Source organism: Streptomyces sp. (assembly GCF_036566765.1).
In the GTDB taxonomy this organism is placed as follows: domain Bacteria; phylum Actinomycetota; class Actinomycetes; order Streptomycetales; family Streptomycetaceae; genus Streptomyces.
In genome coordinates this window covers 1-15,291 of the sequence record NZ_DATCVQ010000308.1, presented here as the reverse complement: position 1 = coordinate 15,291, position 15,291 = coordinate 1, and the positions used below count along the sequence as shown (strand labels likewise).

The following is a 15,291-nucleotide window of genomic DNA, read 5'->3' as shown; positions in this document are numbered from 1 at the left end:
CGGATGATGCCGCGCTCGTCGAGGTCGGCGAGGACCTCCTCGGAGACGTTCGGGATGTCCCGGGTGATCTCCTCGGGGCCGAGCTTGGTGTCACGGGCGTCGACCTCGTGCTCCTCGATGTGGATCGAGGAGAGGACGTCGTCCTGCACGAGGCGCTGCGACAGGATGATCGCGTCCTCGTAGTTGTGACCCTCCCACGGCATGAACGCCACGAGCAGGTTCTTGCCCAGCGCCATCTCGCCGTCTTCGGTCGCGGGACCGTCGGCGAGGACCTGGCCCTCGATCACCCGGTCGCCCTCGTCGACGACGACCTTCTGGTTGACCGAGGTGCCCTGGTTGGAGCGGGAGAACTTGTGCAGGCGGTACGTGTTGTACGTGCCGTCGTCGTTGGCGACCGTGATGTAGTCGGCCGACAGCTCCTGGACCACACCGGCCTTCTCGGCCTTGAGCACGTCGCCGGCGTCGGTGGCGCAGCGGTACTCCATGCCGGTGCCGACGAGCGGGGCCTCCGACTTAATCAGCGGCACCGCCTGACGCATCATGTTCGCGCCCATGAGGGCACGGTTGGCGTCGTCGTGCTCGAGGAACGGGATCATGGCGGTCGCGACCGACACCATCTGGCGCGGCGAGACGTCCATGTAGTCCACGTCGGCCGGCGGGACGTAGTCGACCTCGCCGCCACGACGGCGAACCAGCACACGGGCCTCGGTGAACTGCAGCTCGTCGTTGAGCGCGGCGTTGGCCTGCGCGATGACGAACCGGTCCTCCTCGTCGGCGGTCAGGTAGTCGACCTCGTCGGTGACCTGGCCGTCGACGACCTTGCGGTACGGCGTCTCGATGAAGCCGAACGCGTTGACGCGGCCGTACGAGGCGAGCGAACCGATCAGACCGATGTTCGGGCCTTCGGGGGTCTCGATCGGGCACATGCGTCCGTAGTGGGACGGGTGCACGTCTCGGACCTCGAAGCCGGCCCGCTCACGGGACAGACCACCCGGGCCAAGCGCCGACAGACGGCGCTTGTGGGTGAGACCCGACAGCGGGTTGTTCTGGTCCATGAACTGCGACAGCTGGCTGGTGCCGAAGAACTCCTTGATGGAGGCGACGACCGGCCGGATGTTGATCAGGGTCTGCGGCGTGATCGCCTCGACGTCCTGAGTCGTCATGCGCTCGCGCACGACGCGCTCCATACGAGCCAGACCCGTGCGGACCTGGTTCTGGATGAGCTCGCCGACGTTGCGCAGACGACGGTTGCCGAAGTGGTCGATGTCGTCGGTCTCGACGACGATCTCCGTGCCGCTCTCGCCGACCGTCTCGGTCTCGCCGGCGTGCAGCTTGACCAAGTACTTGATGGTCGCGATGACGTCGTCGGTGGTGAGGACGCCGGCGTCCAGCGGCTCGTCGGCCCCGAGCTTCTTGTTGACCTTGTAGCGTCCGACCTTGGCCAGGTCGTAGCGCTTCGGGTTGAAGTACAGGTTCTCGAGCAGCGTCTGCGCGGCCTCACGCGTCGGCGGCTCGCCCGGGCGCAGCTTGCGGTAGATGTCGAGCAGCGCGTCGTCCTGGCCCTGGGTGTGGTCCTTCTCCAGGGTGGCGCGCATGGACTCGTACTCGCCGAACTCCTGCAGGATCTGCTCGGTGGTCCAGCCGAGCGCCTTCAGCAGAACGGTGACGGACTGCTTGCGCTTGCGGTCGATGCGGACACCGACCATGTCGCGCTTGTCGATCTCCATCTCCAGCCAGGCGCCCCGGGAGGGGATGATCTTGGCGGAGAAGATGTCCTTGTCGGACGTCTTGTCGATGGAGGAGTCGAAGTACACACCCGGCGAGCGGACGAGCTGCGACACCACGACACGCTCGGTGCCGTTGATGACGAAGGTGCCCTTGTTCGTCATGAGCGGGAAGTCGCCCATGAAGACCGTCTGGGACTTGATCTCGCCGGTCTCGTTGTTGGTGAACTCAGCGGTGACGAAGAGCGGGGCGCCGTACGTGAAGTCACGGTCCTTGCACTCGTCGATCGAGTTCTTCGGCGGCTCGAAGCGGTGATCGCGGAAGGTCAGCGACATCGACCCGGAGAAGTCCTCGATCGGCGAGATCTCCTCGAAGATCTCTTCAAGACCGGACTTCGTGGGGACGTCCTGTCCCGACTCAAGGGCTGCCTCGACGCGAGCCTTCCACGCGGCGTTGCCGAGCAGCCAGTCAAAGCTCTCGGTCTGCAGCGCGAGGAGGTTCGGAACCTCGAGGGGCTCCTTGATCTTTGCAAAGGAGATGCGCAGCGGGGCGGTGCTGGCGCCGTTGTTCGTATTGGTCGAGGCGTTGCGCGAGGCGGCCAAGAGGGGGTCCTTCCGAGGGCTCGGACTCACTACGCGCGTACCGGTCCCCAGCAATGCTCAGAAGCGGAATTCCCAGGTCAGGGATACTCCGGCCAGTGATGCTCTTGCGAGGTCATGCCCCTGGTGACGGGCAGGGGGCAGCTAACAGGCAGCGCAAAGGGTCAGTGTAGCCACTTGGCCCACTGATGTCCAGGGCGAGTTCTTCACGACCCTCGTTGTTCTCATCTCCGCGGTACCTCGCGCCATGCAGCGCACCTCGATACTGCCCCATCGGTCGTCGATCCATGCCTCGGATACGGATCGTTGTGACGACGCGTCCTGAGAATTGCGCGCGACGTGCGGTTCGTCAAGGCCCCCGGCCTGCGGGGCGCACGGCGATGATCACCATACTCCGCCCCTGGCCTGGCACAACACCGCCGCCACGCGCCGCCCAGGGAACGCCGAAGGGCGACCACCCAGTTGGGTGATCGCCCTTCACGCTGCGAGCGTTACACGCTCAGAGAGGAGTCACAGGACTCGCAGAGGTCTTACTTGACCTCGACGGCCGCACCGGCGCCCTTGAGGGCCTCGGCGGCCTTCTCGGCGGCGTCCTTGGCGACCTTCTCGAGGACCGGCTTCGGAGCGCCGTCCACGAGGTCCTTGGCCTCCTTCAGGCCCAGGGAGGTCAGCTCACGCACGACCTTGATGACCTGGATCTTCTTGTCGCCGGCGCCGGTGAGGATGACGTCGAACTCGTCCTTCTCCTCGACGGCCTCGGCCACGGCGCCCGGGCCGGCGGGGCCGGCAACGGCGACGGCGGCAGCGGCGGTGACGTCGAACTTGTCCTCGAACGCCTTCACGAACTCGGAGAGCTCGATGAGGGTCATCTCCTCGAACTGGGCGAGGAGGTCGTCCTGAGAGAGCTTCGCCATGATGGGCGATCCTTCCACTAATTCGGCTGGTGCCGGATGTACATAGAGGCGGGCGTAACGGCCCGCTACGACCCGCGCACTAGGCGGCGCGGATCAATGCGCGAGCCGAATTACTCGGCACCGCCCTGCTCGGCGAGCTTGGCGCGAAGCGCGTCCGCGGTGCGGACGAACTTCGACGGCAGCGCCTGGAAGAGCGAGGCAGCCTGAGACTGCTTGCCCTTGAACGCGCCGGCCAGCTTGCTGAGCAGAACCTCGCGGGACTCGAGGTCCGCAAGCTTCTTGATGTCGTCGGCGGAGAGAGCCTTACCGTCAAGGACACCGGCCTTGATGATGAGGTTCGGGTTCTCCTTGGCGAAGTCACGCAGAGCCTTCGCCGACTCCACCGGGTCACCGGTGACGAAGGCGACCGCGGTCGGACCAGCGAAGTGCTCGTCCAGTGCGGTGATCCCGGCCTCGTTGGCCGCGATCTTGGTCAGCGTGTTCTTCACCACGGCGTACTGGGCGTTCTCACCGAGCGAACGACGCAGCGTCTTGAGCTGCGCAACGGTGAGACCCCGGTACTCGGTCAGCACGGCGGCGTTGGAGCTCTGGAACGCGTCCTTGAGCTCGGCCACCGATGCAGCCTTGTTGGGCGTCGGCATAGTGCTTCGGCCTCCTTCCGGGTGATGAGGACCGCTCAGAAGGGGCTGTACAAAGCAAAACGCCCCGGGCGCAGGCGCACGGGGCTCAGCTCGACCGAATCGTACGATCCGGGAACTCTTCCACGATCACCTGCGCGGGTCGTTCGCATCAAACAGCGAATCCTTCGGCCACCGCACCCTGTCGGGCACAGCAACGACCAGCGGTCTTTGGCTTCGACAAGACCATACGCGAATCGGTACGCGGAAAACAAATCGGGCCCCGCTCCTCCGGAGAGGTGCGGGGCCCGAGGCGCTTCAGAGCCGGCCCAGAGGGCCTTTCAGAGGGCTCAGACCGCGGCCGGGTCCTCCTCGACGAGGAGGTTGCGGGTGCGGTTGGAGTCCAGCGGGATGCCGGGGCCCATCGTCGTCGTCAGGGTCGCCTTCTTGATGTAGCGGCCCTTGGCGGCGGACGGCTTCAGACGGAGGATCTCCTCCAGAGCCGCGGCGTAGTTCTCGACCAGCTTCGTCTCGTCGAAGGAGACCTTGCCGATGATGAAGTGCAGGTTCGAGTGCTTGTCGACGCGGAACTCGATCTTGCCGCCCTTGATGTCGTTGACAGCCTTGGCGACATCGGGGGTGACGGTGCCGGTCTTCGGGTTCGGCATGAGACCACGCGGGCCGAGGACGCGGCCGAGGCGGCCGACCTTGCCCATGAGGTCCGGGGTGGCCACCACGGCGTCGAACTCGTTCAGGCGGTTGCCCTTGGAGATCTCGTCGATGAGCTCGTCGGAGCCGACGATGTCGGCGCCCGCGGCGATCGCGGCCTCGGCACGGTCACCGGTCGCGAAGACCAGGACCCGGGCGGTCTTACCGGTGCCGTGCGGGAGGTTCACGGTGCCACGGACCATCTGGTCGGCCTTGCGCGGGTCGACGCCCAGGCGGAAGGCGACCTCGACGGTGCCGTCGAACTTGGTGGCGGCGGTGTCCTTGGCCAGACGGACGGCCTCGAGGGGGGCGTAGTTACGCTCCCGGTCGATCTTGGCGTCCGCGGCGCGGAGTGCCTTGCTGCGCTTCACTGCTTCTCCTGTTGGTTCAGGTGTGTGGAGTCGTGGTGCGGGCCGGCGCTGGCCCTACCACTGAGGTCACAAGGGGGCTGATCAGCCCTCGACCGTGATGCCCATGGAACGGGCGGTGCCGGCGATGATCTTCGACGCGGCGTCCAGGTCGTTGGCGTTCAGGTCGGGCATCTTGACCGTGGCGATCTCGCGGACCTGGTCGGCCGTGAGCTTGGCGACCTTGGTCTTGTGCGGCTCGCCGGAGCCCTTGTCCACACCCGCGGCCTTGAGGATCAGCTTGGCGGCCGGCGGAGTCTTCGTGACGAAGGTGAAGGAACGGTCCTCGTAGACCGTGATCTCCACCGGCACGACCATGCCACGCTGCGACTCGGTCGCGGCGTTGTAGGCCTTGCAGAACTCCATGATGTTGACGCCGTGCTGGCCGAGCGCGGGGCCGACCGGCGGGGCCGGGTTCGCCGCACCGGCGTTGATCTGGAGCTTGATAAGCCCCGTGACCTTCTTCTTCTTGGGAGGCATTGCTCTCTCCGGGTCCTAGTGAGAGTGTTCAGCCCGCCATCCGGTCATCCGGATGGAGGCATACCGCACCACGATAACGGGTATAGACGTGCGGCTAAAAACCGAGCAGGTCAGAGCGGCTGCGAGAGCCACTCTGACCTGGGTCGGAAACCTGTGAAAGTCAGTTCTTCTGGATCTGGTCGAAGCTGAGCTCGACCGGGGTCTCGCGACCGAAGATCTCGACGAGGCCCTTGACCTTCTTCGAGTCGGCGTTGATCTCGTTGATCGTGGCCTGGAGGGTGGCGAAGGGGCCGTCGGTGACGGTGACCGAGTCGCCCACCTCGAAGTCCAGGACCTGGACCTCGACCTTGCGGGCCGGAGCCGGCTTGCCCTCGGCCTCGGCGGCCTCGCGAGCGGCCTTCTCCTCGGCCTCCGGGGCGAGCATCTTGACGATCTCGTCCAGAGTCAGCGGGTACGGGTCGTAGGCGTTGCCCACGAAGCCGGTGACGCCGGGGGTGTTGCGCACGACGCCCCAGGACTCGTTCGTCAGATCCATGCGGACGAGCACATAGCCGGGCAGCTTGTTCTGCCGGACGTTCTTGCGCTCGCCGTTCTTGATCTGGACGATCTCTTCCTCGGGGACCTCGGCCTGGTAGATGAAGTCCTCGACGTTGAGCGAGACGGCGCGCTGCTCCAGGTTGGCCTTCACGCGCTTCTCGTAGCCCGCGTAGGTGTGGATCACGTACCACTCGCCGGGCAGACCGCGGAGCTCGTCGCGCAGGGCCTGGATCGGGTCGACGGGAGCGGCCTCCTCGACGACCTCGGCCTCGGCCTCCTCGTCGGCCTCGCCCTCGGTCTCGTCGGAGTCGGCGTCCTCGACCTCGTCGGTCTCGTCGGCGTCCTCGGCCTCGACCTCGTCCGTCTCGTCGGACGCGTCCTCGGTGTGCAGCGCGGCCTCTTCGACTGCCTCGCCCGCAGCGGCGTCAGCAGCCTCAGCCTGGTCCTCGTCGGCCGCCTCGACGATGTCGAGCTCGTCCTCAACGTTCAGGTTCGGGTCAGACACGATGGCTGCTTCTTCCTGCGATACAGATGGGGTGGAACATGCGAAAAGGGGCGCCGGGGGGCGCCCTCCGCGGGAATCAGCCGAAGACGTACTTGACTGCTTCCTGGAAGCCATAGTCAATCACGGTTACGAGGCCGATCATGATGACGACGAAGACGATCACCACAGTGGTGTAGGACGTCAGCTGGTTCCGAGTGGGCCAGACGACCTTGCGGAGCTCCGCGATGATCTGGCGGTAGAAGACCGCGAGACGGCCCAGGGGGCCCTTCTTCCCGCGCTTGCCGCCCTTACGCGACTTCTTCTTCGAGTCCGGAGCCTCGTCCTGGGCATCAGGCATGTCGATGGAGCCCACGGCGTCCGTCACGATCTCTCACCTGATTCCGGGTCGTGGCCGTGCCGCGCCCGGGTGGAGCCGCACGGCGGTGCAATGAAGACGTACATGCGCACACAACCTGGCGGTGTGTGTAGCAGGGCCGGAGGGACTTGAACCCCCAACCTTCGGTTTTGGAGACCGGTGCTCTACCAATTGAGCTACGACCCTTTGCGGTGTCCCCCAACCTACCGCATCGTGAGATGTGGTCGGTGAGGGCCAACGAGCAGTGAGTGTACGTGTTCATGAGCGCCGCGTCGAACAGAAAGCACGTCGGGGCCCTGCCGAGTCCCCAGCGTGACCGGTAATGACCGGTCCTGTCCGTCCTTCGAAACCTGTGTGCCCGGTCCCGAGACGGTCTGGGACCATGGGCCGCATGAGCGCTGCCACTTCTCCCACCGAGCGCCGGGTCTCCGCCCGAGTCGGCGCGATCTCCGAGTCCGCCACCCTCGCCGTCGACGCCAAGGCCAAGGCCCTCAAGGCCGCCGGCCGTCCGGTGATCGGCTTCGGCGCCGGTGAGCCCGACTTCCCGACCCCGGACTACATCGTCGAGGCGGCCGTCGAGGCCTGCAAGAACCCGAAGTACCACCGCTACACCCCCGCCGGCGGCCTGCCCGAGCTGAAGAAGGCCATCGCCGAGAAGACCCTCCGCGACTCCGGTCTCGAGGTCGACCCGGCCGAGGTGCTGGTGACCAACGGCGGCAAGCAGGCCATCTACGAGGCCTTCGCCGCGATCCTCGACCCGGGCGACGAGGTCATCGTCCCGGCGCCGTACTGGACCACGTACCCCGAGTCGATCCGGCTGGCCGGCGGCGTCCCGGTGGAGGTCGTCGCCGACGAGACCACCGGCTACCGGGTCTCCGTCGAGCAGCTGGAGGCGGCGCGCACGGAGAACACGAAGGTCGTGCTCTTCGTCTCCCCCTCCAACCCGACCGGCGCCGTCTACAGCGAGGCGGACGCCCGCGCGATCGGCGAGTGGGCGGCCGAGCACGGCCTGTGGGTGCTGACCGACGAGATCTACGAGCACCTGGTCTACGGCGACGCGACGTTCACCTCGCTGCCGAAGCTGGTCCCGGCGCTGCGCGACAAGTGCATCATCGTGAACGGCGTCGCCAAGACGTACGCGATGACCGGCTGGCGGGTCGGGTGGATCATCGGCCCGAAGGACGTGGTGAAGGCCGCGACCAACCTGCAGTCGCACGCCACCTCGAACGTGAGCAACGTGGCGCAGATCGCCGCGCTGGCCGCCGTCTCGGGCGACCTCGACGCGGTCGCGGAGATGCGCAAGGCCTTCGACCGCCGCCGCCAGACGATCGTGAACATGCTCAACGAGATCGACGGCGTGCTCTGCCCGACCCCCGAGGGCGCGTTCTACGCGTACCCGTCGGTGAAGGCCCTGCTGGGCAAGGAGATCCGCGGCAAGCGCCCGCAGACCTCGGTCGAGCTGGCAGCGCTGATCCTGGACGAGGTCGAGGTCGCGGTCGTCCCGGGCGAGGCCTTCGGCACCCCGGGCTACCTGCGCCTGTCGTACGCGCTGGGCGACGAGGACCTGGTCGAGGGCGTGTCCCGGATGCAGAAGCTGCTCGCGGAGGCGCGCGACTAGCCGGTACCGACGATCGGTGCACGAGCCCCCGGTTCTCCGGAACCGGGGGCTCGTGTTTGTTTTCGAGCAAGGTCCCGATCGGGGAAAGGGACTGTCGTAGTCCATTCGGGTGGGGCAAGATCGGTCGATGGAGCACGAGCACGTTCGCGACATCGGCCTGCTGCCCAAGGCCCACCTGCATCTGCACTTCACCGGCTCGATGCGGCCCACGACGCTGATCGAGCTGGCCGACAAGTACGGGGTCCACCTCCCCGAGGCGCTGACCGGCGGCGAGCCCCCCAAGCTGCGCGCGACCGACGAGCGCGGCTGGTTCCGCTTCCAGCGGCTGTACGACATCGCCCGCTCCTGCCTCCGCGCACCGGAGGACATCCAGCGGCTGGTGCGGGAGGCCGCGCAGGAGGACGTACGGGACGGGTCCGGCTGGCTGGAGATCCAGGTCGACCCGACCTCGTACGCGCCCCGGCTCGGCGGTCTGATCCCGGCCATGGAGATCATCCTGGACGCGGTCGAGACGGCCGCGCGGGACACCGGGCTCGGGATGCGCGTCCTGGTCGCCGCCAACCGGATGAAGCACCCGCTGGACGCCCGTACGCTCGCCCGGCTCGCGGTCCGCTACGCCGACCGTGGCGTCGTCGGCTTCGGCCTCTCCAACGACGAGCGGCGCGGCATGGCCCGCGATTTCGACCGCGCCTTCGCGATCGCCCGCGAGGGCGGGCTGCTGGCCGCGCCGCACGGCGGCGAGCTGACCGGCCCGGCGTCGGTGCGGGACTGCCTGGACGACCTGCGCGCGGCCCGGATCGGGCACGGCGTACGGGCCGCGGAGGACCCGCGGCTGCTGCGCCGGCTCGCCGAGAAGGGCGTGACGTGCGAGGTCTGCCCGGCGTCCAATGTGGCGCTCGGCGTGTACGAGAAGCCCGAGGACGTCCCGCTGCGCACGCTGTACGACGCGGGGGTGCCGATGGCGCTCGGCGCGGACGACCCGCTGCTCTTCGGCTCGCGGCTGGCCGCCCAGTACGAGATCGCCCGCCGGCACCACGCCTTCACGGACGCCGAGCTGGCGGAGCTGGCCCGGCAGTCGGTGCGGGGCTCGGCGGCGCCGGAGGACGTCAGGCGGAAGCTGCTGTCCGGGGTCGACGACTGGCTGGCCGCCCCGGCGGCCTGAAGTGGTGCAGCGGCGGGCGGGCCTGGAAGCCGATGTCGAGCTCGGTCCGGTCGCCGGCGCTCGCCGGGGCCAGGCAGTGGGTGAGCGTGGCGATCAGCGCGTCGTGGCCCTTGCGGGCGCGCTTCTCCAGGGGCCCGAAGCCGGCTGCCAGGGAGAAGGCCTCGGAGGCGACGGAGAAGACGTCCCGGCCGCCGTGCAGGAAGAGGGTGCCCGCGTGCACGGACGGGTGCAGCCACTTGTCCGCCCGCCCGTCGCCGCGCTCCCACAGCGCCTTCCAGGCGGCGGCGTGGGCGGCGGTGCGCTGTTCGTTGGTGCGGACGGTGAGCGGGGCGCCGTCGCGGAGCCGCGCGCGCAGCCCGGGCCAGGCGGAGGGGCGCAGTCCGGGTGACCGGTGGGCGAGGACGAGGTCGACCGGGTCCTCGGGGAAGAACGTGCGCGGGATGCTCTGCCGCAGCGGTACGTGGACGATCGTGTGGCGGGAGAAGGCGGCGAAGGAGAAGAGCGCGGCCAGGGCCGACAGGCCGTCGTGGTCGCCGAGGAGATAGCCCCAGTGGTGGCTGATCGGGTCGTTGACGGTGGTGTGCCGCAGGGGGTGCCACGGCTGGACGATCCGGTACGCGTGAGGTCCGGTACGGATCCTGAACTCACGTACTTTCAGGCGCATGTGGGCCAGCCTGGCGGGAGCGGGCGAGCGTCGGCAACGTCATTTCGGCGGCACGTCATTTCGGCGGGGCGATGCCGGCCATGAGGGTACGGGCGAGGCCGGCGGCGAACTCGTCCAGCGGCTGCGGCGGGCGTCCTCCGGGCGTCATCTCGTACGCGAAGGCGCGGTGCACACAGGCCCCGAGGAGCAGGGACGCGGCGGCGTGGGTGTCGGCGTCGGGGGCGATACGGCCGTGCTGCCGCTCGGCGCGGAGGTAGGCGTCGAGTCCTTCGATGGGCCGGTGGGGGCCGGCCCCGAGTTCCCGCATGGCCTCCTCGTGGCGGCGTTTGAGCTGCGGTTCGGCATAGAGGGAAGCGGCCATCGGGAAGGTCTGCTCGTAGAAGAGCGCGGCGCTGCGGGCGATCTCGGCGAGGTTCTCCTCGACCGTGCGGCCGCCGGGGTCGGCGGCGAGGGTGTCGAGCAGCGAGCCGAGCCGGGGCAGGCGCTCGTTGAGCACCGTCACGAAGAGCTCTTCCTTGCTGCTGAAGTACTTGTAGAGCGCCGCCTCGGAGCAGCCCGCGGCCTTCGCGATCTCCTTGGTGGTGGTGCGGGCGAGGCCGGCGGTCAGCATGAGGTGGCGGGCCGCGTCGACGATGCGGACGCGAGTCGGCTTTTGGATCGGCTTCTGGATCGGTTTCTGGTCCATGAACGCTCGAAAGCTCCGATCGCGCTTGACGGGTGAGTGAGTGCACACCCACCCTAGGGGTGAGTGAACACTTACCCACCCCAGGAGGGTGCGACATGAAGCTCACAGTCTTCGGCGCGACCGGCGGCATCGGCCGGGAGATCGTCGGCCAGGCGCTCGCCGCCGGCCACCACGTGACGGCGGTGGTACGCGACCCCGCACGGCTCACCCTGACAGGCGACCGTCTGGAGGTCTTCCAGGCCGACCTCTCCGACCCCGAGGCCCTGCGCCCCGCCGTGGCGGGCCGGGACGCGGTCCTGTCCGGCCTGGGCGCGCGCAGCCGCGCGGACGCGGGCGTGGCCGCGCGGCTCACCCGTTCGGTGCTCGCCGCGATGGAGGCGGAGGGGACCCGGCGACTGATCGTGGTCAGCGCGGCCCCGCTCGCCGCCACTCCCCCGGACGAGCCGCTGCTCGACCGGGCCTTCGTCTCGGTGGTCCGGGCCGCCCTGAAGGACGTCTACGCGGACCTGCGGGTCATGGAGGAGGAACTGGCGCGCAGCGCCGTCGACTGGACGTCCGTCCGGCCGCCCAAGCTCGGCGACAAGCCGCTCACCGGGACGTACCGGAAGGTCGTCGGGGCGAACCCCCGGGCGGGCCGGAGCATCGGCCGGGCGGACGTGGCGCACGCGATGCTCGCGATGGTGTCCGACCCGGCGACGGTGCGGCGGCCGGTGGGCGTGGCGTACTGAAGGCCCCGGCCGGGTGGCTAGAGCTCGACGCCGACCGTCACCGGCTCGTTGACCAGCGTGATCCCGAAGGCGTCCCGCACCCCGGCGACGACCTCGCGGGCGAGGGCCAGCAGGTCCTCGGTGGTGGCATCGCCGCGGTTGGTGAGGGCGAGGGTGTGCTTGGTGGAGATCCGGGCGGGCCCGGAGCCGTACCCCTTGGTGAAGCCCGCCTTGTCGATCAGCCAGGCGGCGGAGGTCTTGACCTGCTCGCCGTCCTCGCCGACGGGGAAGGCGGGCGGGGCGACCTCGGGGCCGAGCCGGTCGTGCACCCGGCCGAGGAAGTCCTCGTACTGCTCCCGGCTCAGGATCGGGTTGGTGAAGAACGAGCCGGCCGACCAGGTGTCGTGATCCGCCGGGTCCAGGACCATGCCCTTGCCCGCGCGCAGCTTCAGGACCGTCTCGCGGGCCGTCGTCAGCGCCACCCGGTCGCCGGCCTCCACGCCGAGCGCGCGGGCGGTCTCCGGGTACTTGAGCGGGGCGGACAGCCCGTCGGCGTCCTCCAGCGCGAAGCGGACCCGGAGCACCACATAGCGGTCCGGGTGCTCCTTGAAGCGGCTGTGCCGGTACGAGAAGGCGCACTCGGCGTTGGCGAGGGTGACCGTCTCCCCCGCCCGGCGGTCGTACGCGACGACCTCGGTGACGGTGGCGGAGACCTCCTGGCCGTACGCCCCCACGTTCTGGATCGGGGTGGCCCCGGCCGAGCCGGGGATGCCGGCCAGGCACTCGATCCCCGCGAGCCCGGCCTCGACGCTGCGCGCGACGGCGTCCGTCCACACCTCGCCGGCCGCGAGCTCGAGCCGCGTCCCGTCGAGCGCGAAGCCCTTGGTGGCGATGCGCAGGGCGGTGCCGTCGAAGCCCTTGTCCCCGATGACCAGATTGGAGCCGCCGCCGACGATCAGCAGCGGGGTACCGCTCTCGTCCGCCTCGCGGACCGCGGCGATCACCTCGTCGTCCGTGGTGGCCGTGACGAGCCGGGTGGCGGGCCCGCCGAGCCGGAAGGTGGTCAGGGGGGCGAGGGGGGCGTCGTGGAGTACCTGCACGGGCACAAGGGTACGGGGCGGGGCGAGCGGCCCCCGGAAAGGGCGAGGCCCCGGCCGCCCGAAGGGGCCGGGGCCGTACACGTACGCGTAGCCGCCGTCAGGCGAGCTGCACCACGGCGCGGGACATGCCCAGGACCTTCTGGCCGGCCGACATCGCCGTGAGGTCCACCCGGACCCGGCCGTCGTCCAGCTTCGCCGCGACCTTGGCGCTGACCTCGATGAGCGCGCCGACGCCGTCGTTCGGCACCACGACCGGCTTGGTGAAGCGGACTCCGTACTCGACGACGGCGCCCGGGTCGCCGACCCAGTCCGTCACGACGCGGATCGCCTCGGCCATGGTGAACATGCCGTGCGCGATGACGTCCGGCAGACCGACCTCGACCGCGAACTTCTCGTTCCAGTGGATCGGGTTGAAGTCACCGGACGCGCCGGCGTACTGGACCAGCGTGGCGCGGGTCACGGGGAAGGACTGCGCCGGGAGCTCGGCGCCGACCTCGATCTCGTCGTAAGCGATCTTCGCCGCCATGGTCAGCCCTCCTCGGCCGCGCGTGCCACGAGCTTGGTCCACGCGGTCACGACGTGCTCGCCGCTCTCGTCGTGGACCTCGCCGCGGATGTCCAGGATGTCGTTGCCCGCCAGGGACTTGATCGCCTCGATGGTCGAGGTGACCGAGAGCCGGTCGCCGGCCCGGACCGGGCGGGTGTAGACGAACTTCTGGTCGCCGTGCACCACTCGGCTGTAGTCGAGCCCGAGCTGCGGGTCCTCGACGACCAGTCCGGCGGCCTTGAACGTGATCGCGAACACAAAAGTCGGCGGGGCGATCACATCGGGGTGACCGAGTTCTTTCGCGGCCTCCTGGTCGATGTACGCGGGATTCGCGTCGCCGACCGCCTCGGCGAACTCGCGGATCTTCTCCCGGCCGACCTCGTACGGCGCGGTGGGCGGATAGGTCCGCCCCACGAAGGACTGGTCGAGCGCCATGGACTCGTTCCCTCCTACTGCTGGATGTGGTGCCTGGGCCTGGCGGACAAACGCCACGAGGCCGCCCCCGAAGTGGGGACGGCCTCGTGAACGAGCCTGATTAGCGCGTCTCGCGGTGCGCAGTGTGCGCGTTGCAGCGCGGGCAGTGCTTCTTCATCTCAAGACGGTCCGGGTTGTTGCGCCGGTTCTTCTTGGTGATGTAGTTCCGCTCCTTGCACTCCACGCAGGCCAGCGTGATCTTCGGGCGGACGTCGGTGGCAGCCACGTGAGTGCTCCTTGACGGACGGATAAACGGATGAACGCATGAAATAGTAGCCGATCGAAGGACCGACCCCGCAATCGGCTACCGTGTGTAGCGGTGACCGGACTTGAACCGGTGACACAGCGATTATGAGCCGCTTGCTCTACCGACTGAGCTACACCGCTTTGATGATCCGGATCCCACCCGAAGGCGGGTTCCTTCTCACCAGAGCCCCAATACGGAATCGAACCGTAGACCTTCTCCTTACCATGGAGACGCTCTACCGACTGAGCTATTGGGGCGAGCGATGAAGACATTACACGGTCGGCGGCCGTTCGCCCAAATCCGTTTCCGCGCCCTCGGTCGACCCCGCTCCCAGCCCCTCACCTGTGTCCCGTAGGCCACACGTGGACTCATCAGTACGACTATTGCGCACCTCCTCCAAGTGCGGCCGGAGCGCCCCTAGGCTCGGGCCCACGCTGCGTGATCTTGATCTTGAGGAGCCCCGAGGAGCCCCATGTCAGCCGACAGCAAGCAGCCCCAGCCACCGTCCCCCGACGAGTGGGGAGCCGCCACTGCCGACACCGCCTCGCTGCTGCTGTCGGGCGCCCGGCTCACCGACGGGCGGACGGTCGACGTACGGCTCGGCGGCGGCCGGATCGAGGCGGTCGGCACGGCCGGCAGCCTCACCGCCGTCGGCGCCCGGGTGGACCTCGCCGGCTACCTGCTGCTGCCCGCCCCCGCCGAGCCCCACGCGCACTCCGACACGGCGCTCAGCGCGGACGTCCCCGGGCCCGTCTCGTACGCCGCCGACGAGGTGCAGCGGCGGGCCACCGAGGCGGCGCTGCTCCAGCTCGGGCACGGTGCGACCGCGCTGCGCGCGCATGTGCGGATCGGGGATGTGCACGGGCTCGGCCCGCTGGAGGCGGTGCTCCAGGCCCGGCGCTCGCTGCGCGGCCTGGCCGACCTGACGACGGTGGCGGTGCCGCGGCTGCTGACCGGGGTCGCCGGGGCGGACGGCCTGGCGATGCTGCGGGACGCGGTGAAGATGGGCGCGGGCGTGGTGGGCGGCTGCCCGGACCTGGACCCTGACCCGACGGGGTACGTGGAGGCGGTCCTTGAGATCGCCGCCGAGCACGGCTGCCCGGTGGACCTGCACACGGACGGCGACGACCCGGCGCGGCTTGCCCGGCTCGCGGCGATGGCGGGCGGGCTTCGCGCGGGCGTGACGATCGGCCCGTGCGCGGGGCTCGGCCGGTTGCCCGCGGACGTGGCGCGGCGCACCG

17 protein-coding genes and 3 tRNA genes are annotated in these 15,291 nt (G+C 69.1%); 4 read left to right on the top strand and 16 right to left on the bottom strand.

What is annotated here, in order from left to right:
* The 8 genes from rpoB to VIU94_RS17715 form a co-directional block, all read right to left on the bottom strand.
* A partial coding sequence (gene rpoB, locus VIU94_RS17750; RefSeq protein WP_331912616.1) for a DNA-directed RNA polymerase subunit beta occupies positions 1-2,327 on the bottom strand: 2,327 nt, incomplete at its 3' end.
* A gap of 527 nt (positions 2,328-2,854) precedes the next feature.
* Positions 2,855-3,238 (bottom strand): 50S ribosomal protein L7/L12, encoded by a 384-nt coding sequence (gene rplL / locus VIU94_RS17745; protein WP_331912614.1) that lies wholly within the window; start codon positions 3,236-3,238, stop codon positions 2,855-2,857.
* Positions 3,239-3,348: 110 nt separating this feature from the next.
* The gene (gene rplJ / locus VIU94_RS17740; protein ID WP_331912612.1) at positions 3,349-3,879 is read right to left on the bottom strand and encodes a 50S ribosomal protein L10; all 531 of its coding nucleotides are present in this window, start codon (positions 3,877-3,879) and stop codon (positions 3,349-3,351) included.
* Positions 3,880-4,205: 326 nt separating this feature from the next.
* Positions 4,206-4,934, bottom strand: a complete 729-nt coding sequence (gene rplA / locus VIU94_RS17735) for a 50S ribosomal protein L1 (RefSeq protein WP_331912610.1) — start codon at positions 4,932-4,934, stop codon at positions 4,206-4,208.
* An 81-nt stretch (positions 4,935-5,015) separates the two neighbouring features.
* Positions 5,016-5,450: a 50S ribosomal protein L11 gene (rplK, locus tag VIU94_RS17730; protein WP_331912608.1), complete on the bottom strand. Its 435-nt coding sequence runs from the start codon at positions 5,448-5,450 to the stop codon at positions 5,016-5,018.
* Between the two features lie 160 nt (positions 5,451-5,610).
* The gene (gene nusG, locus VIU94_RS17725; protein WP_331912606.1) at positions 5,611-6,492 is read right to left on the bottom strand and encodes a transcription termination/antitermination protein NusG; all 882 of its coding nucleotides are present in this window, start codon (positions 6,490-6,492) and stop codon (positions 5,611-5,613) included.
* Positions 6,493-6,568: 76 nt separating this feature from the next.
* A complete protein-coding gene (gene secE / locus VIU94_RS17720) occupies positions 6,569-6,856 on the bottom strand; it encodes a preprotein translocase subunit SecE (RefSeq protein WP_331912604.1) in 288 nt (95 codons plus the stop codon).
* A 104-nt stretch (positions 6,857-6,960) separates the two neighbouring features.
* Positions 6,961-7,033, bottom strand: a tRNA-Trp gene (locus tag VIU94_RS17715).
* Between the two features lie 205 nt (positions 7,034-7,238).
* Between VIU94_RS17715 and VIU94_RS17710 the strand changes: the two genes are divergently transcribed.
* Together VIU94_RS17710 and VIU94_RS17705 are read left to right on the top strand one after the other, a co-directional pair.
* Positions 7,239-8,465, top strand: coding sequence for a pyridoxal phosphate-dependent aminotransferase (locus VIU94_RS17710; protein WP_331912602.1), 1,227 nt, complete (start codon positions 7,239-7,241; stop codon positions 8,463-8,465).
* A 127-nt stretch (positions 8,466-8,592) separates the two neighbouring features.
* Positions 8,593-9,627: an adenosine deaminase gene (locus VIU94_RS17705; protein WP_331912600.1), complete on the top strand. Its 1,035-nt coding sequence runs from the start codon at positions 8,593-8,595 to the stop codon at positions 9,625-9,627.
* Here VIU94_RS17705 and VIU94_RS17700 read toward each other — a convergent pair.
* Both VIU94_RS17700 and VIU94_RS17695 read right to left on the bottom strand, forming a co-directional pair.
* A complete protein-coding gene (locus VIU94_RS17700; protein ID WP_331912598.1) occupies positions 9,572-10,291 on the bottom strand; it encodes a hypothetical protein in 720 nt (239 codons plus the stop codon). The genes VIU94_RS17705 and VIU94_RS17700 overlap by 56 nt on opposite strands.
* Positions 10,292-10,346: 55 nt before the next feature.
* Positions 10,347-10,976, bottom strand: a complete 630-nt coding sequence (locus tag VIU94_RS17695; RefSeq protein ID WP_331912596.1) for a TetR/AcrR family transcriptional regulator — start codon at positions 10,974-10,976, stop codon at positions 10,347-10,349.
* Between the two features lie 95 nt (positions 10,977-11,071).
* On the opposite strand from VIU94_RS17695, the gene VIU94_RS17690 reads away from it, so the two are divergent.
* On the top strand, positions 11,072-11,704 hold the full coding sequence (locus VIU94_RS17690; RefSeq protein ID WP_331912594.1) for an NAD(P)-dependent oxidoreductase: 633 nt from the start codon (positions 11,072-11,074) through the stop codon (positions 11,702-11,704).
* A gap of 17 nt (positions 11,705-11,721) precedes the next feature.
* Here VIU94_RS17690 and VIU94_RS17685 read toward each other — a convergent pair whose 3' ends face one another.
* The 6 genes from VIU94_RS17685 to VIU94_RS17660 form a co-directional block, all read right to left on the bottom strand.
* A complete protein-coding gene (locus VIU94_RS17685) occupies positions 11,722-12,783 on the bottom strand; it encodes a UDP-N-acetylmuramate dehydrogenase (protein WP_414720967.1) in 1,062 nt (353 codons plus the stop codon).
* A 97-nt stretch (positions 12,784-12,880) separates the two neighbouring features.
* Complete coding sequence (locus VIU94_RS17680; RefSeq protein ID WP_331912590.1) at positions 12,881-13,309, bottom strand: MaoC family dehydratase; 429 nt, start codon at positions 13,307-13,309, stop codon at positions 12,881-12,883.
* Positions 13,310-13,311: 2 nt separating this feature from the next.
* Entirely contained in the window at positions 13,312-13,764 is a 453-nt protein-coding gene (locus VIU94_RS17675; RefSeq protein WP_331912588.1) for an FAS1-like dehydratase domain-containing protein, read from the bottom strand.
* A 100-nt stretch (positions 13,765-13,864) separates the two neighbouring features.
* Complete coding sequence (rpmG, locus tag VIU94_RS17670) at positions 13,865-14,029, bottom strand: 50S ribosomal protein L33 (protein WP_003948671.1); 165 nt, start codon at positions 14,027-14,029, stop codon at positions 13,865-13,867.
* A gap of 88 nt (positions 14,030-14,117) precedes the next feature.
* Positions 14,118-14,190 (bottom strand) — tRNA-Met (locus tag VIU94_RS17665).
* Between the two features lie 44 nt (positions 14,191-14,234).
* A tRNA-Thr gene (locus tag VIU94_RS17660) sits at positions 14,235-14,307 on the bottom strand.
* 215 nt (positions 14,308-14,522) lie between these two features.
* On the opposite strand from VIU94_RS17660, the gene VIU94_RS17655 reads away from it, so the two are divergent.
* Positions 14,523-15,291 (top strand): amidohydrolase family protein (locus tag VIU94_RS17655; protein WP_524540637.1); only part of this gene is annotated, 769 nt, incomplete at its 3' end.